Below are 18364 nucleotides of genomic sequence, written 5' to 3' on the forward strand. Positions count from 1 at the left end.
CATCGTTCAGCACCATAATTAAATGTGTATACAAGTATTATAAACTTCACGGTTTATCGGAAACTGTTGACGACGGCTCCAAAACTATACCTCCAACATTTCCTTCATTCTTTATCATGTATTCTAAATAATCTGCGCATGCTAAATTACATTCAGGATACTTTAATTTGAAAGGACATCTATAACAATAGGGAGGAGGGCCATGCAAAACGTGCGAGGAAGAATAAACGTTATCAACTGCTCCCCTTCTAAAATCTCCTGTCAATGAAATGCTACCCATGGTTGCTCCATGATATGAATTGTAGTTTGAAATTATCTTTATTTTTCCATCCTTTTTATGGAAAAGTCTGATTATTTTAATTGCAGTTTCATTGGCATCAGTTCCTGAAGTTCCAAAAAAGTACTTAGTAAGATTATCTGGCAATACGGATTTTAATTCAGATGAAACCTTTGCTCTAATTTCCGTCGCATATCCAGGTTGTACATATTCTAAAGTATTTAGTTGATCATAAACCGCCTTAGCGATCCTTTTATTAGCATGTCCTAAGTTTGAGCACATTAATTGAGATGAAAAATCGAGATATTTTTTACCTTCAGAGTCCTCAAAATAACAATCGTACGCTTTTGTTATGACTAAAGGATTCCAACCAGCTTGTTTTCTCCAGGTACCATATGTAAGGTCAGTAACAGTCTTTTTTACATCAAAGCTTTTTTCTGTGGACATTTTAACACACTAATAAGTATACAAAATTTTAAACTATATAAAACTTTGTCTTTTTACAATTTTATTTTGTAAGAACAAATTCTATTTGCGATAAGGCACATTAGTTTTATAAATTTAGAAAAATTTAAATAATTTTCATATATATTATAAATATTGGGGGGCTATTGGAAAAAACTAATACTGAATTCGAAGAAAATTATGAATTCGAAGAAAATTTAATATCTTATGTTACATCATTTAAAATCAAGAAAAAATTAATTAAAAATAGAAAAATATCTTGAAAAAAACTCCCTTAGATTAGAACTTCCTAATAAGGAGTTTGAAGACATTCCAGTAAAGCCTCCAATATATGTCGACCAGAATTTAAAAGAGAAATTAGAAAGCTCTATATTATTAAAAACTTTTCTCTATCACCTTTTTAATTCAATTCAAGGAATTTTCTTTGAAAATGCATTTATAGAAATAACATATATAGATGATGCTAAAATTAATAGGTTTTCTTCTGTTGACATATCAAAAGGTAAAGATTCTAAAATACAAGGAGACCTGCTATTAGAAGGATCATTAATTAACGTTATTTTATACACAGTAGATGTTATAACAATTTTTTTGATTTTTGAAAATGAGTCTAAAGGAATATACGATATAAGAACATTTGCTCATCTGCAACACCCTAGACACCTATACATTCAATACCAAAAGGAAAATAAAGAAGAAACGAATCTAATATCTAACAATTTAATAGAACTTACCCTTATGGAACTTACCTTTAAATTAGTTTATGATAGGCTAGGAGAAAATAAAGAAGAAATGGAAAGGTATCTTAAAGATAATTATAGAGGAAGAACTTACACCTCGTTTTACGGAAAAATTTGTAATAATAAATTAGATACAATACATAAATATATTCCAATGATAGTTGAAGGATATACTAATTTCTATATTAAAGACCCCCGAAAAATTTGTGGAGAAATACGACCAATCTCAAACAAATGATACTGAGATATTTTTGACCGATAAGACTTTCGTTGTATATGGAATTTGTAAAGCAAATAGCCATAAAATGAGGAGTGATAGCAAAGATTTTATCTCATTTGGGTCTTTAATAGGACTATTAGTTACATATATTAATCTTTATCAACATGAACATTTTGAGGTCATTAGTAGAATCAAATATAAGAATATATCAAATAGAGAAATTTTTCAAAGGCTAGATTATATCTTATCTTCAGCATCCATACTATATGATCCCAATTTTATAGAAACACCTTTTTTAAAGAGATTAGTTAGATATTTATTTAAAGAGTATAATTATTACGAATTTTATGAATCTCTAACAGCTACCATGAATAATTTATTTTTCTCAAGAACACAAAAATTACTAATATATTTAACAATAGCTGTAATTTTAACAGGCACACTGTCTATATTAATAATACTAAGATAAAATCAATTATACAAGTGTGTTAATGTACTAATCTTTCCCGTCGACCTTGTCCTCAAGGCATGATAATATTATGAGTGTTTTAAAAGCGAAGCCATATCTTGTTATTAATTATTTCATTTATTATTTGGATAAAATATGCGGCGGCCGGGATTTGAACCCGGGACCTCTGGCGTGGCGGGCCAGCGTCCTAATCCAGGCTAGACTACCGCCGCTCTCACTAACTATAACAACTTATTAGGGTTTTTAAGTTAAACCTTTACATCACATATTAATAAAAATTTTAAACAAATATAGATAACTGCGAAATTTGACTAAGAAATTGGTGGAAAGCATGATAAAATTCAAATGGGTTTACAACAACGATGAGATAAATTTTGGACCATCTTCCTTAGATAACTTAAGAAATTACCTAAATAATGTTAAAAAAGTAATAATTGCAACAGGTAAGACCTCTGCAAAAGCAAGCGGTGCATTAGATGATACAATAAAAATATTAAAAGAATTTAATATACAATATGCAATATTTGATAATGTATCTCCAAATCCATTGTCATCCCAAGCAGATGAACTTGCAAAAATTATTGTTTCTTATAGTGCTGATATAATAATAGCTATTGGTGGGGGTAGCGTTATAGATACAGCAAAGTTAGGTTCGGCAGTAGCTGCTAATGGTGGAAAAACAATAGATTACCTATATAATAAAAGAAAGGTAGAAAAAATAATACCTGTATACGCAGTTAATTTAACGCATGGAACTGGAACTGAAGCTAATAGATATGCTAACACAACAGATACAGAAAGAGGGGATAAACTTGGTAATGCCATTTGCTATCCAAAAGCTTCTTTCGATGATCCAAAATATACATTAAGCATGTCAAAGGAAGAAGTTTTATGCACAACGTTTGATGCTTTCTATCATGCATATGAGTCAACTACCACCTCAGGCAGTTCTCCTTTAGTACAAATGCTATCAGAAGAAGCTGCGAAACAAATTAAAGAAAATTTACCTCTTGCTGTACAAAACTTAAATGATGTAAATCCAAGATATTATCTTCTCTATGCCTCAATGATAGCTGGAGTCTCCATAGATTTAAATCCAACAAATATAATTCATGCATTAGAAAACATAATGAGCGGTTTAGTACCATCATTACCTCATGGATGCGGACTAGCTATTATAGGACCATTATTAGCTCCATTGATACACAAGTCTTCACCAAATGAATCAACAAAAATATTAAAAACATTAAATCCTGATATTAAACCAAATTCTGATCCTTCTATTGTAACTAAAATATTGACAGAATTTCAAAGTTCCGTAGGCTTTAATAAAAAGCTTAGCGATTATGGTTTTGGACATGATATGTTAAGAGAATCTATAAGAAGGGCATTTTCTAATCCAGTCGTTGCCGATAGGCTAAGAAATAGGCTTTATGGAGTTAATATAGATGAAAAAGTCCTAATTAATATGTTAGAAAATTCCATTTAATTCTTAAGCTCACAAATTTAAACTGCGAATTTTACGATACTTTTTGTAAAGACTTAAGAGGTGCCGTTGGTGGCGAGAAGAAGGAAAAAGAAATCATTAAAGCCAAAAAGGCCAAGACATCCAAGTAGGTATTTCCAATGTCCAAGATGCGGATCTATGACCTTAACTATAGACTTTGTTAAAATAAAAGGAAATGAAGAAGAAAAAATGGCAATAGCAAAATGTGGAAACTGCCATCTATACTGCGAGCTTAAGGTTCCTAAAGTTTTAGACAGAGTAGATGTTTATAATAAAATAGTTGATTTAAGCTATGATAATAAATTAAATGAGTGCGAAAAAACACAAGAAGAAATTGAGACTGAAGAAACAAGTGAGACTGAAGAGGAGGCAGATGCTAAACAATGATATATTTAGATATTATATGGGTGGAATATTGAAGGATAGAGTATTTAAAAAATTATTAGAAGAAAAGAAAAATAAAATACATCTAACATTAATAGATCCAGATAAAACCTCACCTGAAATGGCAAGATTAATATCTTTGAGCGCATATAAAGCTGGATCTAGCGCGATTTTAATTGGTGGCTCTTTGGGAGTTTATGAGCCTCATTTAACAGAACTTGTAAAATCTTGCAAAGAATCTGGTTTACCAGTAATATTATTTCCAGGTAACATTAATGGTTTAACGGCATCTGCAGATGCAGTTTTATTTATGCTTTTGTTGAATAGTGATGATCCTTATTATATAGGTGGAGTGCAAGCTCAAGCGGCACCTATAATATTAAGAATGGGACTTGAAACAATACCAACAGCATATATAATAATAGGTCATGGAGGTGCTGCAGGATATATAGGAAAAGCAAGACCAATTCCTTATGAAAGAGGCGATATAGCAGCTGCCTATTCTCTAGCAGGAGCAATGCTAGGAGCTAAAGTAATTTATTTAGAAGCGGGTAGCGGAGCTCCTTATCCAATACCACCTCAAACCATATCTTTAGTTAGAAGGGCTTTAGACCAAATAGAATATAACGGTTTATTAATAGTTGGCGGAGGTATAAATAGTCCTGAGGCAGCCAGAGAAGCTATAAAGGCTGGAGCTGATGGAATAGTTAATGGTACGATCGTTGAAAAAGATCCAAATTCTATATACCATATGATAAAAGCGGTTAAGAATTAAAACTGATACGAAACAAATTAAAAGGCCAGCAAATATAATATAAGCGGTGAAAGGATGTCAACAAAACCCAAGAAAAGATCATCAAAGAAAAAACAAACATCGCCTATGACATCTGCTGGATTAATAGCATTCTATGAAGACTATGATAGCAAAATAGAAATATCGCCTATGACGTTGATAATAATATCAGTTGCCATAGCAATTATAGTAATCTTTGCTAGATTAATCTAAATCTACAAAAATATAATTTGTTCTTGCTTTTCTTAAGAGTTATCAGAGTTATTTTGCGAAGGAATTCAATTAAAAAACTATTAAAAGTTCCTTCATACTACATGTATTAAACAGATTTCATAGCCATTAAGGATAGGTAAACTTGCTTTACATTAAAACCTATAATTGTTAAGAAATCTCATGTTTTACTAAAATTTCTCTTAAATAGCTGCTATAATCCATCTCCATAATTTCTTCTATTATTTTATTTAAATCACTTATGGTTATCTTACCTGATAAATCTCTAAATCTGTTAGATTTTATAGCTATTTTAAGAGCATATGTGTGAGAACATCCTTTGTAAGTTCTTTTTTCTATCTGCATCCTAAATCCTTTACAACTGCAATATAAAGGTGAACCCTTTGAAGATAATATTAAGTGATCTCCATGCTTTCCCATGTAGACCCATAACTCAGGATATTTACTTATTAAAATAAACCTGTTAGATAAACCAATTTCATTAACCCTTTTTGACCAACTGCTAGGTATCTCTATAAAAGAATTTTCATTGATTTCATATATCTTTTGATTTTCTTTTGAGTTCGATAACATCATAACCACAGCTTTCTCTTCCTATAACTATGTAATCGGCCAAATTCAAAAATATTCCTGTTTCAACAACTCCTGGAATTGATCTAAGCATATCATCATAATATTTTGGTTCATCCATAGGTCCTGTATATACGTCTATAATAAAGCCGCCCCAATCGCTTATTATAGGTCCATCTTTTGCTTGGCATTGCCTAATTTCATATTTTATATTTTTCTTTTTTAAAATATTTGAAATATATGGATAAGCCTTTGGCACAACTTCTATTGGTACAGGTCTTTTTTCTCCAAGCTTATTTACCAATTTTTCTTCGCTAACGACAAATATATTAATACTCCCTGAATACGCTAAAATTTTTTCACCTAATAAAGCAGCTCCTCTACCTTTAATCATCTCCCCTTGTCTTGTAACTTCATCTGCACCATCTATATAGATATAGCTATCTTTCTGATTATACTCAATTGCTTCTAAGCCCAAAGAAGATAAAAACAATGAAGTGGAGCTACTTGAACTTATCAATTTCTTGTTCATTAACAAATCAACTGATTCCTTTATAAATGCCTGTGTTGTGGAACCCGTTCCAAGTCCTACAATTTTATAATTTGATATAAATTTCTTAACTAATTCCAAAGCGCCTTTAGCTGCTTCTCTCTTTGCATCACATTGCATTGTTCTTTCCCTTTTATTTGATAGATAATATGCTTAAATTTTAACATTTTCTATATAATAAATAACGTCTAAACTTTTTCCTTTGAAACTAAGTTATTAAAAATAATGAAATAAATAATGTTGATAATAGCTTAAATTTGAATTTTCTATTAAGAGAAAATATATTATTTCATATAAATATTGTTCAATAGAAAATTCAAATTTAAATATAATATCTTCTTTTCTCTTAATAATTATATGGTGATAAGAATGCAAGATGAAGGTCCACCTGTTATCACAATTTGTCCTGGTCTTCAGCCTAAAGTATATCCTAAAGATAATGTAAGCAAAGCCGTGCAAGTAATGGTAGAAACTGGTATAGGTGCGGTAGCTGTTACTGATGAACAAGGAAAAATTATAGGGATTTTTACTGAAAGGGATTTGTTAAATAAAGTATTAGTTAAAGACAAAAAAACTGATGAAATAATTATTGGAGATGTTATGACTAGAAATCCAATTGTTGGCAATCCTTCATGGAGCGTTTTAAAAGCTATAAAAACTATGGCTTATTATGGTTTTAGACATCTGCCAATAGTAGATGATACAGGAAATTATTTGTGCATGGTATCTATAAGAGAGCTCGAAAAGTTTATAACACAAATAGATATTGGAGTTGAGCCTAGTGAAATTATTGGTGGGGATTGATTTTAATTATTGGTGAATTGTTTGAAAAAAATATTAATAACAAATGATGATGGAGTATATAGCAAAGGGTTAAAGTTACTTTACGAATCCGTAAAAGAATTAGGAGACGCTAAAATAGTTGCACCTGAAACACCAAAAAGCTCAACAGGTTTAGGAATTACATTGCACAAACCTTTAAGGCTTTATCCTATGGAAATCAATGGATTAAACATTTTTGCTACAAACGGTACACCTTCAGATATTATATATCTTGCCTTAAAAGAAATTTTTGATAAAATAGATTTAGTAGTTTCAGGGGTAAATATTGGAGATAATACAAGCGTTCAAGTTATTCTATCTAGTGGAACTGTTGGAGCAGCTGCTCAAGCAGCTATAGTAGGAATCCCATCAATTGCTTTTTCTGCCGATGTAAAAGAGGAAATGGAAATAACTAGAGAAGATTATTATAGCTATATAAATATAATAAATAAAACAATTTCTAAATATGTATTAGATAACGGATTTCCCAAAGGTGTTCATCTCTTAAATGTAAATTATCCATCTATTATTAATAGCAGTACTAAGGTAAAAATTGCTAAACCTGCTAATATTAAATTTACTCAGAAGATAAGCACAAATAAAGATCCTGCAGGAAGAAAATATTATTGGCTATATGGTTCCACTGTGAGACCCAAAAACGATACTGATGTTTATGCAGTGCACGTAGAAAAGGCTATTGCGATAACTCCTATTTACTTAGGTCTATTCCCTTATAGATTAAATAAAGACACCTTGCTCAAATTAAATGATCTAACAAATTTAATAACAAAGGAAATTAGAAGTTAACTGAAATTATTAATAAACTTTAATTTTTAAAATTTTAGATTATTCCCATACTTTTCTAGATATTCGCACCCCTTAATCAAAATATCAGTCGACCCTTTTAGGTCTCCAGAAAACTTATCCTTTTCTTTAAACCTAACTATCACAGGTTTATAATTAATTCTGGCTTCAACTAATGATGCCAATTTTTCTTCAGGAATTGGTTGATCTGGCCCTAAGACTATAACATCTGGTTTTATTGTTTCTATAGGTTTTATAATGTCCTTTTCATCCCCTAACATGGCTCTATAAACATATTTAATTGAGGAAACCATTTCTAATCTTGTATTTTCATCTAATATAGTTGGTCTACCTTTGTTTTTATATGCATTAATATCCCTGGCTATTACAACGTAAACCTTTCCAAATTGAGAGGCAAATTTTAATAAATGGATGTGACCAGGATGCAATATATCAAAAGTGCCAGCAACAAATACTTTTGCTTCCTTTAATGGGTTCTCAGGCCATTTTATATCTATTAAATTTAAGAACTTTAATGAATCTATAAGTCCTTCAGAATAAGAAATAGATATTAGCGCGTCATCTAATTTATCAATTTTTAAAAAATATTTTGCATCATCTAAATACGCTTTTACATTAACCAGCAAATTTGATACATCAAAACCCCTTTCTGTTATTGATTTCTTTTTTAATTCTAGATCAGACAAAGCATTTTCAACGTTGTTTATATATTTTTCTATTCTAAACTTGATATCATCCACTGTTTTTCCTCCTTCCTTCATAAATAGTTTTTTCTAGGTCTAAATAATTTAGCCTTTTTTGAAATTTATATATCAAACTAAATCCTTAAATAGATTCCCAACAAGAAATTAATATAATTATTAGAATTTAATAACAAAGATAACATAAAAATTTCATAAACTTCATTTATTTTTTGAACTATTAATTAATGCGTTATATTCTAAAGCTAAATCCCTTCTTACTATATCACCCTTAGGCTTTAATTCTTTCCAAGCCATTGCCCTAAACCTATAAATCCTTGTTCTGTTATCAAGCCAACAGTCAGGCCATAAACCAGCCTTTAAGCACGTCTCAGACAAAAATGTTTCTTTATCCCATAGATTTTCGACAGGTACTTGGGGTAATAATAAACCTCTATGATATCCTCTTTCTGCAACTAGGCCATCTCTACCTATGACTACAAAGCTAATCCTCCCTTCTTTATCCAATGGGGCTTCTTCAAGTTTTGATAAAACAGAAACCTCAAAAGTAACGGTATCTAGCTCATATTCGTCCATAGGGTTAAATCTTGGATCATTAAATGCGGATTCTACAGATACTTCTATAACAGTTTTAGCTAAAGGTTTTATTGGCTCAATAAATCCTATACATCCCCTCAAGCTATGCTGTTCTTCTGAATAATATGTCTCTATAGTTGTAAATGCAGCTCCAGGTCTATACAAAATTTTAGGTAAATTTTCTGGCACTTTCATTAGCTCTTTATTTTTGAAATAATATTCAACGCTTTGCCTTGCTAATTTTACTAAAATTTTTCCTATATCATCATTAATTTCGTCTGGATCAACTGGCTTATTTAGATTTTCCTCACTCATTGTTAATCCCATAATATTATTTATCTAAGAAAGTTAATATAGAATATTTATTTTTATTTGTTTTTTAATAAGATAAAGTATATTTTACGTTAATTAAATTTTTAAATAACCTATAATCCTGGATTTACCAGATTTGGCATTAACATCAGCAACAATAATTCTTTTAAACTTAGGCATAGGTTTTGTTAATTCTACTTTTGCCTTATCACCAAATTTTAATTGACCCATTAAAATAACTCCGCCAGAGATAAAATGATATTGACCATTTTCTTTAATTTCACTCCACGGATATTTTACGAATTCCCCCTCAAATGACTTTAACCATTTTTTGTCTTCAGGAATTAATGCGTAAGTATCTTTTACATCATCTGCCTTAACATTTTTTAAAGCTAAACCTACCCTAACCCCTGGTCCAACACTCTCTTGATCTTCATCTAATACTTGTATACTCTTTACTTCAACGGGTTGCATTGACGGGAGAGCAATCATCTTATCATGAACTTTTAAATCCATAAATGTAAAGCCCAGCATAACAGCACCAACACCTTTAACTGTAAAAACTCTATCTATATACACAAAATCTTCTTTTCTTGATTCTGGTTCTTGGTACTTTATTTCATTTTCATAATCGGAGCTTACTTTAACATTTATATTAGATGATTCTATAAGCTTCTTAATTAAATTTATGTTATTATGAATTGCTATAGAATCAATACCAGATGAATTTGCTGCTAATAACAATTCTCCATCTTTCCAATCTAAATTGTCATTTAGCAATATTATTATCTTATTTGATAAAGAGATTGCAACTAAAGTGTTTATAATAGATAAAGGGTATTGTGTTGGGACTATAGTAGATAAAATGTAATCATTTTGCTTTCTATAATATATATTTAAATCGCCCTTGTCCTGAAGTTTACCCATTTTTTCTGCAGCTTGCTTTGTTTTATCTTCACTTGGTGAAACTATTGATATTATGCCTCCTCTCACGCTTATCCGCCTAATTAAACCCTACTTTGATCATAATTATATCTTTATTATACTCTATGCATAATTATTTCCTTAATAGAAAAATATACTATTATATAAAATCTTCAATTTTTATTAACTAATGTAGGAGGAAAATTGATGCAAAAGCTAATAGACGCGTATGGAAGGCCTCTAGAAAATCTAAGAATTGCTGTAACTAGGGAATGTAACTACAATTGTATATTTTGCCATTTGGAAGGAGATCCTATAGGCAAGCCTCAAAAAATAGGAACGATGCCTCCAGAATTAACACCCTATGATTATTCTATAATAGCTGAGGCTGCAACAAAGATAGGCATAAATGGATTTAAGATAACGGGGGGCGAGCCTTTAGTTAGAAACGATATAGTAGATATAATTGATAATATAAGAAAATATTCTGAAAACTCGGATATATCTATGACTACAAATGGTTACTTGCTTGATATATATGCTAAAAAACTAAAGGATGCAGGATTAAATAGAGTAAACATATCAATACATTCTCTAAATAGAGAAATCTATTATAAAATAACAGGCGTTGATGGTTTAGAAAAAGCACTAAATGGACTTGAGGCCGCTATAGAAAATGGGCTAAAAGTTAAGATAAATACATCAATAGTAAATGGATTAAACGATAGAGAGGTAATGGATTTAGTAGAGTTTGCTGCAAGTAAAGGGGTAACACTACAGCTTATAGAACTCCAACCGATCAATTTCGGTTCAAAACAATTTAGTAGTTTACATTACCCTCTCTCATTAATAGAAAACCTCCTAATTAAGAAAGGAGCAAACGTAATTTTAAGGAAACTGCATAATAGACCTATTTATAAGCTGCCTAACGGAGCAATAGTCGAAGTTGTAAAATCTTATAATAATCCCTTGTTTTGCGCTGGCTGTATGAGGGTGAGACTATTAGCCGATGGCACATTAATTCCTTGCATTAATTGGAGAAAACCAGGAGTAAATCTCTTACCTAAAATTAGAAATAAACCTAGGGATATTGCAATTAAAAATACAATAAATGCCTTTATTGAAGTAAACACTCTTAGAAAACCTTATGTATTGTATAATCTAAACACAAACCAATATGTTAGTAATGGCAGGGACCTTAGGTTAAAGATACCCAAAAAATTAAGTTAAAAATTTAATCTATTGAATTTATATTCTCAGGTTTCATAGAGCCTGATAATAAAAGCAACACACTTAAAACTAAAAGAGATGAGACAAACAGATTCCAACCATATATCGCTGATAATATTATTGTTATTCCTGATAAAAATCCTCCCCCCATTGCAAGACCAGCATCTGTTGTAAAGGGACAAACTTCGTTTTGCTGTCTGAAATAAAAAGACATTATAGACACAACTACAGATGAAGATATTAATCCTACTAAGGGAGATGTGAATAAAGAGATTAACGGAATAGCTACCATAACAAATGCATGCAATTTTTTAGTTATAAAACCCATAGACACAGTCGATAAAAGAAGAAATACAAAGAAAAGAATTTTTTCAAACAACAAAGGAAGTTGCATAAAATAGATAAAAGAAGTAGCAAGGAGCGATGAAGGTATTATTGCTTTGAAATCATTTAATGTAACATAAATTAAAGATAATGCTAGTAAAATTAGAGAAATAATCTTTAACTGTGTAAATATAAAAACTATAGATATTAAAGATAATGTGACATAAACAAAATAATATTTCCTTTTTAAAAATACTATTGGTTCAATTATTGATATCAAAAATATAGCAGAAGATATCATAATATAATGCATAAATATTATAGAAAGAGTAAATAGTAGGGCTGATATTGAATAAAAAACGCATACATAGAACCAAACGCCTTTACATAAATTACTCATTTAATTCACCTTATAAAAATCTTGCTAAAATGAAAAATGTTGCTAAAACTGAATTGGCGAACTTAAATACTGATAGAGCGTTATCCTTTGATGGAGATCCCATAAACTTCTTTATTTTTAATAGTGCTATCAAAACAAATATTGTTGATAATGATGCAGCTATTAAACCCCTCCCTTCCAATAAATAGAAAAGCCATACCAATACATCTAAAGAAATTATAGAAAATATAACTAAACTTCCAAAGGTCTTTTCATTAGACACTACTGGAAGCATTGGAATAGATGCGTTCTTATAATCATCTATATGATAATAAACTATAAACCAAATATGCATAGGAATCCATGCTAATACTATTAACGCAAGCAAAATACCTCCTATACCGAGACTACCTGTTGCTGCAGCCCAACCACCTAAAGACGGCATTGCCCCTGCCACTCCTCCAAACAAGATATTTGAAGCTGTTGTTCTCTTTGTCAACTCAGTATAACCTATTATATCAAACAAAAGACCCATAATTATAGCAAATACAACATATTTGTTTATAAAATCAGCTGCTATGATACCAATGAGTATAAGCAATATGATTCCCAATATAGCTTCTCCTTTTGATAATTGCCTAGATGGTAAAGGTCTATTTCTTGTTCTTTTCATTATAGAATCTATATCAATCTCCAAGTACATATTAAGAGCTGTTACTCCTCCTATACCTCCTATACCCACGGGTATCAATAAAAGGAGATCTCTTATGTTAATTGGTGTACCTGCAGCAAAATACGCACCAAAAACTGTAACAAGCAATAGCCCAAGCTGCGCTGGTTTGGTCATTTCTAACAGAGCCTTTAATTTTTTAATAAAGCTCATTATTAGTCCCTCAATTTAACTTATTTATATTTAGCTTATATAGTTGGACTTATACTTATTAAATTCCAATTAATAGTATATTTTGTTTCTAATATTTATCCACACATAAAAATTTAAACCAATTTCACAGTTTAAATATTAGGTGATACTCTTTTGCCATCAAAAGATGAAAATCAGCAAAAAGTAGAAAATAAACCTGAGGATAGTAAGCCTAAAGATAGTAAAACACCTAAATATATAGGTATAACATTAATAGCAATTGGAGTTGCATTACTAATCTTTGTATTTTATGAGGCCTATCTCTCTTTTTTAAACCCAGGTTTTATAAGCAATTTGAATTCTTTAACTTCATCAAATACTATTCCAATATCTTTTACTGCTGAAGCTCTAGTAATATTACTAATTAAAGTCGCATTCTTAGGTATAGCTTTAGCTGCAGGCTCTACTATATTATCAAAAGGAGTAGAGTTAATTAAATAATGGGGATCTGATTGAAACTTGGCATATTAGCAACTGTTGCTGGTTTAATTTTGTTAGGGCTTGCTGCCTATCCATTATACGGATTTGTTACCGGTTTTTTAAAAAATCCTTTAAATATAACAGAAACCCAAACTAATTGTAATGGTACTATTGGAATACTATTTAATATAAAATATAATAATGAAGTTGAAGTAGATAATGCAACAATAGATTTAAAATTAATATATAGCAATGGAAAATCAGTTAATAATATATTATTTTCTGGGAATTTATTTCAGAATGAAACTATTTACAAATGTGTTCCAGCATACTATTTTGAAAACGCAGTTCAATATGAATTTAGTATAACAGGGAAAATAGGAGGATTATATAACTTTAACTTAACAGAAGTGAACAAAATTGGATAAAGAAAAAATATATTGGATAGTAAAACAAGTATTCTTAGGAATTTTAGAAGGAATATTTTATTCAATAATTTACGTTTATCTCTTACCATATCTATTAACTCTATTATCATCGTCTTTAAGCAGCCAAATTCCTCTCTTAGCATTACCTTTTTCATCTGAAATATACATATACATAGGATTATTTGTTGGATTAGATGTTGTTGCTAGAATAATGAAAGGTACAATATATAATCCATTGCTAAGGGCCTCCTCTTCTTTACTAGGATTACTTATAGTTTTAAGCTATTTTAACGGAGGTGTATTAAGTGTTGGACCTATATCAACAAATGGTGGACAAGTCTACATGACTTTAGATCTATCCCTAATACTGTTAATTTACGTAGCATTTATTATAGCTCCTGGAATTATAATTCCCTTTATAGAATACTTTGTTGAGAATAAACGTTAAAAATTTTTAAGATTAAATAAAATAAATGCTATTAAGTGATTGAATTGAAGAACCCAAAAGAAGATTTAAATGAATTAATAAAGCATATATTAATAAAATCTGATTTATCAATTTATGTTAAAGATTATATAAAAAAGCTTAAAATTGATAGAATGGCTAATAAGAAATTTATATTAATATCTTTCGGAAAAGGAGCATCATCAATGGTTAACGGAGCAATTGAGATGCTAAACGATAAAATTGAGGGAGGAGTCGTTGTTATACCTAAAGGAACAAAAAGGCCTAAAGGAAACTTAGAAGTTATAGAATCAAGCCATCCAATCCCAGATGAAAATAGCATTAAGGCTGCAGATTCAATTATAGAGTGGACTAAAATCAGGGGAAACATAGGGTTTCTATTTTTAATATCAGGTGGAGGCTCTTCTCTCGTCGAAAAACCCTTAAGACCTATAACTTTAGATGATCTGAAAGAATTAAATAAAATACTTTTAAATTCAGGAGCAAGCATTTCTGAGATAAATACTGTTAGAAAACATGTTTCCCAAATAAAAGGAGGAAGGCTTGCAACATTTGTATATCCAAAAAAGGCTTACGGTCTATATGCCAGTGATGTTCCAGGAGATATATTAGATCAAATAGCCTCAGGGCCAACAGTTCCAGACACTACAACATTTAATGATGCATTTAATGTGATAATAAATTATAATTTAAAAGAATCTATACCTAAATCAGTTTTAAAAGTATTAATTGATGGAGTCAATAGAAAAATAAGAGATACGCCGAAGCCTAACGATAAAATATTTAAAAAAATTAAGAATGAAATAATAGCAAAAAATGAATCAATATTGAAACATATATCAAAACTATTGAAAGGCAAAGGATACAAAACTATTATACTGACATCGAGAATTGAAGGAGAGTCTAAAGATGTTGGGTATGCTTTAGCCTCAATAACATTAGATTCAATAAATAAAGGTCTTCCATTAAGACCTCCAATCGCATTAATCCTAGGAGGAGAAACAAGCGTTACAGTAAAAGGAAAAGGCATTGGAGGGAGAAATATGGAATTAGCTCTAGCTTGGGGGTTAAAGGTTAATGAGCAGATTTCATACAAAAGAGCGGCGATATTAGCTTTTGCAACCGATGGTATTGATGGCCCAACCGATTCTGCAGGAACCTTATTATCTAGTGAAGATATAAATTACATAAAATCCCTTGGAATAGATATTAAAAAAGAATTAAAAGATAATAATAGCTATTATGTTTTAAATAAAGCAAGCCTGCTAATAAAAACTGGACCTACAGGATCTAATTTAAACAATATAATAGTTGTTGCAATAAAATAAAAAAATTTATTTATTTTATTTATTCTTTAGCCCTCTTAATGGCACTCATGATTTCCGCCTTAGCTTTATCTACTCCTTCCCAACCTGTTACCTTAACCCATTTACCAGGCTCTAGTTCCTTATAATGTTCAAAGAAATGAGATATTTTCTTTTTTAGGAAATCAGGAATATCCTTAACATCATTCCAAGAACCATAAATTGGGTCAAGTTTTTCTTTAGGAACTGCTATAATTTTAGCATCAGGACCTTCTTCATCCTGCATTACTAATACTCCAATTGGCTTTGCTTCTATTATTGTTCCAGGCATTACTGGTTCTCTGCTAATTAGTAATAGATCTATAGGATCTCCATCTTCAGATTTTGTTCCGGGAATGAAACCATAATTGAATGGATAAGACATACTTGTATATAAGAATCTATCAACTTTTACTAAACAACTTTCTTCATCTAACTCATATTTAACGCTACTATTCATAGGAATTTCTATAAACATATTTACTAAATCAGGAGCTTTACTTCCAGGGCCTAGTTTTTCAAGACACACGAGTTTCTCACCTATTATTATTAAGGATGCGTTATATTTAAAAGTTAAACTGCTACAAATATGTATGACGACCCAAATAGGGGAGGAGGATGAATATGTCAAAGTCAAGCTATGTGTTGTTTGATGTGCCAGAAGATCTGGCAGAGGAAGTATATAAGGTAGTTAGCAAGGCAAAAGAAAGTGGTAAAATAAAGAAAGGAACTAATGAAACAACAAAAGCCGTTGAGAGAGGAAATGCCAAACTAGTAGTTATAGCTGTAGATGTAGATCCACCAGAAATAGTTGCTCACCTGCCATTATTATGCGATGCAAAAAAGATACCATTCGTGTATGTGCCAAGCAAGAAAAAACTAGGAGAAGCTGTTAATATAGAAGTAGGAGCAGCAAGTGTTGCAATTGTTGAAGGAGGAGAAGCAGAAAACGATTTAAAGAAAATTGTTGATAAAGTTAAAGAATTAAGAGCTAAAGCTGGTGCATAAATTTACTAATTTGCTCTTGGGGAATGTTAAATGCCTGCTAAAGGAGCCAAAGAGGAACAATTTAAATATGTGCTGAGGATCGCTGAAACTGACATAAACGGTAATTTAAACATTATATTGGGTTTAAGCAAGATTAAAGGTATCGGGTATCAAACTGCTTTAGCCATTGTTAGACACTTAAAGATTGATCCCAACAAAAGAATAGGTTATCTAAGCAATGAGGAAATAAAACAAATAGAAGACGTTATAAGCGATCTAACCAAGCTAAAGTTACCGAGCTGGATGTATAACAGAAGAAAAGACTATGAAACAGGATTAGATAAGCACCTTATTGGAGCAGATTTAATATTTGTTGCTAGGAGAGATGTTGAAAGAGAACAAAAAGTTAATTCTTGGAGAGGAGTTAGACATAAACTAGGACTTAAAGTAAGAGGACAAAAGACTCATACTACCGGTAGATTAGGTATGACTATAGGAGTTAAGAAAGAGAAGGTGGAAACAAGTGGGGGATCCCAAAAGCAGTAGAAAGAAGTGGGAAGGGCCTGGACATCCATGGATTAAGTCCAGGTTAGAAACAGAGATGAAAATAATAGGAAAGTATGGATTGAGAAATAAAAAAGAACTCTGGACTGCAGAAACTATAATAAGAACAGTTAGACATCAAGCAAGAAATTTACTTGCCTTACCAGAACCTCAAAGATCCGAAGTTGGTAAAAGCCTTTTGGATAGATTATACAAACTAGGCTTAATTGGAAAAGATTCAAGCCTTGATGATATTTTAGGATTAACTTCGGAAAATGTATTAGAAAGGAGATTACAAACCATAGTATTAAAGAAAGGAATGGCAAAAACAATTTATCAGGCTAGACAATTCATAACTCATGGACATATAGCCATAAATGGTAAAAGGGTTACAAATCCAGGATATTTAGTAACGAGGGAAGATGAAGATAAAATAACATATGCATTGGGTAGTCCAATTAAAGATATGATGGAAAGTAAAAGTAGTGAAGAAAATCAAGGTGAAGAGGGTGAGTCTTAATGGCGTTTAGAGAGCTTAGGTGGGGAGTAGCTCATATATATAGCAGTTTTAATAATACAATTATACACATAACTGATCTAACCGGTTCTGAAACGTCATCAAGAGTTTCAGGAGGTATGGTTGTTAAAGCTGATAGAGAGAAACCATCTCCATATGCAGCTATGATTGCCGCAATAAGAGCAGCTCAGTCATCTATGGATAGGGGTATAACAGCGATTCATATAAAAGTAAGAGCACCCGGAGGCCATGGACCTAAAACACCTGGACCAGGAGCTCAATCAGCTATAAGAGCTTTAGCTAGAGCAGGTTTCGTTATTGGGCGTATAGAAGATGTAACACCTATACCTCACGATACTACAAGAAGACCTGGCGGAAGGAGAGGTAGAAGAGTCTAAACTATTTTTTTAATATAAATTTAATTAGCCTGGTATTATTA

General features: G+C 31.0%; 27 protein-coding genes and 1 tRNA gene. 17 read left to right on the forward strand and 11 right to left on the reverse strand.

Annotated elements, in window-relative coordinates; translation table 11 throughout:
• Nucleotides 1-46: 46 nt before the first annotated feature.
• On the reverse strand, nucleotides 47-724 hold the full coding sequence (locus ACP5GV_RS05430) for an aminotransferase class III-fold pyridoxal phosphate-dependent enzyme (protein WP_428068511.1): 678 nt from the start codon (nucleotides 722-724) through the stop codon (nucleotides 47-49).
• A 428-nt stretch (nucleotides 725-1152) separates the two neighbouring features.
• Nucleotides 1153-1311: a hypothetical protein gene (locus ACP5GV_RS05435; RefSeq protein ID WP_428068515.1), complete on the reverse strand. Its 159-nt coding sequence runs from the start codon at nucleotides 1309-1311 to the stop codon at nucleotides 1153-1155.
• Between the two features lie 22 nt (nucleotides 1312-1333).
• Here ACP5GV_RS05435 and ACP5GV_RS05440 point away from each other — a divergent pair, with 22 nt between their 5' ends.
• Entirely contained in the window at nucleotides 1334-1720 is a 387-nt protein-coding gene (locus ACP5GV_RS05440) for a hypothetical protein (RefSeq protein WP_428102715.1), read from the forward strand.
• Nucleotides 1689-2171, forward strand: coding sequence for a hypothetical protein (locus ACP5GV_RS05445; RefSeq protein ID WP_428102718.1), 483 nt, complete (start codon nucleotides 1689-1691; stop codon nucleotides 2169-2171). The genes ACP5GV_RS05440 and ACP5GV_RS05445 overlap by 32 nt, the downstream gene beginning before the upstream one ends.
• A 136-nt stretch (nucleotides 2172-2307) precedes the next feature.
• On the opposite strand, the gene ACP5GV_RS05450 is transcribed toward ACP5GV_RS05445, so the two are convergent.
• Nucleotides 2308-2383: transfer RNA gene (locus ACP5GV_RS05450), tRNA-Gly, on the reverse strand.
• 119 nt (nucleotides 2384-2502) lie between these two features.
• Here ACP5GV_RS05450 and ACP5GV_RS05455 point away from each other — a divergent pair.
• From ACP5GV_RS05455 to ACP5GV_RS05470, 4 genes are all read left to right on the forward strand, one after another.
• The gene (locus ACP5GV_RS05455; protein ID WP_428102721.1) at nucleotides 2503-3660 is read left to right on the forward strand and encodes an iron-containing alcohol dehydrogenase; all 1158 of its coding nucleotides are present in this window, start codon (nucleotides 2503-2505) and stop codon (nucleotides 3658-3660) included.
• Between the two features lie 69 nt (nucleotides 3661-3729).
• Nucleotides 3730-4065, forward strand: coding sequence for a hypothetical protein (locus ACP5GV_RS05460; protein WP_428102723.1), 336 nt, complete (start codon nucleotides 3730-3732; stop codon nucleotides 4063-4065).
• Nucleotides 4066-4093: 28 nt separating this feature from the next.
• Entirely contained in the window at nucleotides 4094-4837 is a 744-nt protein-coding gene (locus ACP5GV_RS05465) for a geranylgeranylglyceryl/heptaprenylglyceryl phosphate synthase (RefSeq protein ID WP_428102726.1), read from the forward strand.
• Nucleotides 4838-4891: 54 nt separating this feature from the next.
• The gene (locus ACP5GV_RS05470) at nucleotides 4892-5068 is read left to right on the forward strand and encodes a preprotein translocase subunit Sec61beta (protein WP_292320644.1); all 177 of its coding nucleotides are present in this window, start codon (nucleotides 4892-4894) and stop codon (nucleotides 5066-5068) included.
• A 168-nt stretch (nucleotides 5069-5236) separates the two neighbouring features.
• Here the strand turns inward: ACP5GV_RS05470 and ACP5GV_RS05475 are convergent, their stop codons facing one another.
• Together ACP5GV_RS05475 and rpiA are read right to left on the reverse strand one after the other, a co-directional pair.
• On the reverse strand, nucleotides 5237-5659 hold the full coding sequence (locus ACP5GV_RS05475; protein ID WP_428068523.1) for a hypothetical protein: 423 nt from the start codon (nucleotides 5657-5659) through the stop codon (nucleotides 5237-5239).
• Nucleotides 5622-6326 carry a ribose-5-phosphate isomerase A gene (gene rpiA / locus ACP5GV_RS05480; protein ID WP_428068525.1) on the reverse strand — a complete coding sequence of 235 codons (705 nt, stop codon included), beginning with the start codon at nucleotides 6324-6326 and terminating at the stop codon, nucleotides 5622-5624. Before rpiA ends, ACP5GV_RS05475 begins: the two co-directional genes overlap by 38 nt.
• Before the next feature lie 249 nt (nucleotides 6327-6575).
• Here rpiA and ACP5GV_RS05485 point away from each other — a divergent pair, with 249 nt between their 5' ends.
• Nucleotides 6576-7010, forward strand: coding sequence for a CBS domain-containing protein (locus tag ACP5GV_RS05485; RefSeq protein WP_428068527.1), 435 nt, complete (start codon nucleotides 6576-6578; stop codon nucleotides 7008-7010).
• Between the two features lie 12 nt (nucleotides 7011-7022).
• Nucleotides 7023-7835: a 5'/3'-nucleotidase SurE gene (surE, locus tag ACP5GV_RS05490; protein ID WP_428068608.1), complete on the forward strand. Its 813-nt coding sequence runs from the start codon at nucleotides 7023-7025 to the stop codon at nucleotides 7833-7835.
• Nucleotides 7836-7861: 26 nt separating this feature from the next.
• On the opposite strand, the gene ACP5GV_RS05495 is transcribed toward surE, so the two are convergent.
• The 3 genes from ACP5GV_RS05495 to ACP5GV_RS05505 all read right to left on the reverse strand — a co-directional run bounded on the left by ACP5GV_RS05495 (nucleotide 7862) and on the right by ACP5GV_RS05505 (nucleotide 10435).
• Complete coding sequence (locus ACP5GV_RS05495; RefSeq protein WP_428068529.1) at nucleotides 7862-8614, reverse strand: DUF357 domain-containing protein; 753 nt, start codon at nucleotides 8612-8614, stop codon at nucleotides 7862-7864.
• 141 nt (nucleotides 8615-8755) lie between these two features.
• Nucleotides 8756-9445 carry an AmmeMemoRadiSam system protein A gene (amrA, locus tag ACP5GV_RS05500; protein WP_428068531.1) on the reverse strand — a complete coding sequence of 230 codons (690 nt, stop codon included), beginning with the start codon at nucleotides 9443-9445 and terminating at the stop codon, nucleotides 8756-8758.
• A gap of 93 nt (nucleotides 9446-9538) precedes the next feature.
• On the reverse strand, nucleotides 9539-10435 hold the full coding sequence (locus ACP5GV_RS05505) for a translation elongation factor (protein WP_428068533.1): 897 nt from the start codon (nucleotides 10433-10435) through the stop codon (nucleotides 9539-9541).
• A gap of 138 nt (nucleotides 10436-10573) precedes the next feature.
• On the opposite strand from ACP5GV_RS05505, the gene moaA reads away from it, so the two are divergent.
• Nucleotides 10574-11596 carry a GTP 3',8-cyclase MoaA gene (moaA, locus tag ACP5GV_RS05510; protein ID WP_428102728.1) on the forward strand — a complete coding sequence of 341 codons (1023 nt, stop codon included), beginning with the start codon at nucleotides 10574-10576 and terminating at the stop codon, nucleotides 11594-11596.
• 4 nt (nucleotides 11597-11600) lie between these two features.
• On the opposite strand, the gene ACP5GV_RS05515 is transcribed toward moaA, so the two are convergent.
• Together ACP5GV_RS05515 and cyoE are read right to left on the reverse strand one after the other, a co-directional pair.
• Nucleotides 11601-12320: a hypothetical protein gene (locus ACP5GV_RS05515; protein ID WP_428068535.1), complete on the reverse strand. Its 720-nt coding sequence runs from the start codon at nucleotides 12318-12320 to the stop codon at nucleotides 11601-11603.
• A gap of 10 nt (nucleotides 12321-12330) precedes the next feature.
• Complete coding sequence (gene cyoE / locus ACP5GV_RS05520; protein ID WP_428068537.1) at nucleotides 12331-13182, reverse strand: protoheme IX farnesyltransferase; 852 nt, start codon at nucleotides 13180-13182, stop codon at nucleotides 12331-12333.
• A 153-nt stretch (nucleotides 13183-13335) separates the two neighbouring features.
• Between cyoE and ACP5GV_RS05525 the strand changes: the two genes are divergently transcribed.
• Genes ACP5GV_RS05525 through ACP5GV_RS05540 form a run of 4 tightly spaced genes read left to right on the forward strand, consistent with a single transcriptional unit; the run spans nucleotide 13336 to nucleotide 15863 of the window.
• Nucleotides 13336-13662: a hypothetical protein gene (locus ACP5GV_RS05525; protein WP_428102731.1), complete on the forward strand. Its 327-nt coding sequence runs from the start codon at nucleotides 13336-13338 to the stop codon at nucleotides 13660-13662.
• Between the two features lie 11 nt (nucleotides 13663-13673).
• The gene (locus ACP5GV_RS05530; protein WP_428068541.1) at nucleotides 13674-14069 is read left to right on the forward strand and encodes a hypothetical protein; all 396 of its coding nucleotides are present in this window, start codon (nucleotides 13674-13676) and stop codon (nucleotides 14067-14069) included.
• A complete protein-coding gene (locus ACP5GV_RS05535) occupies nucleotides 14062-14517 on the forward strand; it encodes a hypothetical protein (protein ID WP_428068542.1) in 456 nt (151 codons plus the stop codon). The genes ACP5GV_RS05530 and ACP5GV_RS05535 overlap by 8 nt, the downstream gene beginning before the upstream one ends.
• 44 nt (nucleotides 14518-14561) lie before the next feature.
• A complete protein-coding gene (locus ACP5GV_RS05540; RefSeq protein ID WP_428102733.1) occupies nucleotides 14562-15863 on the forward strand; it encodes a glycerate kinase type-2 family protein in 1302 nt (433 codons plus the stop codon).
• 19 nt (nucleotides 15864-15882) lie between these two features.
• On the opposite strand, the gene ppa is transcribed toward ACP5GV_RS05540, so the two are convergent.
• Nucleotides 15883-16407: an inorganic diphosphatase gene (ppa, locus tag ACP5GV_RS05545; RefSeq protein WP_428102735.1), complete on the reverse strand. Its 525-nt coding sequence runs from the start codon at nucleotides 16405-16407 to the stop codon at nucleotides 15883-15885.
• Nucleotides 16408-16502: 95 nt separating this feature from the next.
• Here ppa and rpl7ae point away from each other — a divergent pair, with 95 nt between their 5' ends.
• From rpl7ae to ACP5GV_RS05565, 4 genes are read left to right on the forward strand one after another with little or no spacing between them, the layout of a single operon-like run.
• Nucleotides 16503-16886 (forward strand): 50S ribosomal protein L7ae, encoded by a 384-nt coding sequence (rpl7ae, locus tag ACP5GV_RS05550; protein ID WP_428068610.1) that lies wholly within the window; start codon nucleotides 16503-16505, stop codon nucleotides 16884-16886.
• A gap of 30 nt (nucleotides 16887-16916) precedes the next feature.
• A complete protein-coding gene (locus ACP5GV_RS05555; RefSeq protein ID WP_428102738.1) occupies nucleotides 16917-17411 on the forward strand; it encodes a 30S ribosomal protein S13 in 495 nt (164 codons plus the stop codon).
• Complete coding sequence (locus tag ACP5GV_RS05560) at nucleotides 17389-17928, forward strand: 30S ribosomal protein S4 (RefSeq protein ID WP_292320678.1); 540 nt, start codon at nucleotides 17389-17391, stop codon at nucleotides 17926-17928. The genes ACP5GV_RS05555 and ACP5GV_RS05560 overlap by 23 nt, the downstream gene beginning before the upstream one ends.
• The gene (locus tag ACP5GV_RS05565) at nucleotides 17928-18323 is read left to right on the forward strand and encodes a 30S ribosomal protein S11 (RefSeq protein WP_292320680.1); all 396 of its coding nucleotides are present in this window, start codon (nucleotides 17928-17930) and stop codon (nucleotides 18321-18323) included. Before ACP5GV_RS05560 ends, ACP5GV_RS05565 begins: the two co-directional genes overlap by 1 nt.
• The last annotated feature ends 41 nt before the right edge of the window (nucleotides 18324-18364 follow it).

It is taken from the genome of Caldisphaera sp. (assembly GCF_049974385.1).
Classification (GTDB): domain Archaea; phylum Thermoproteota; class Thermoprotei_A; order Sulfolobales; family Acidilobaceae; genus Caldisphaera.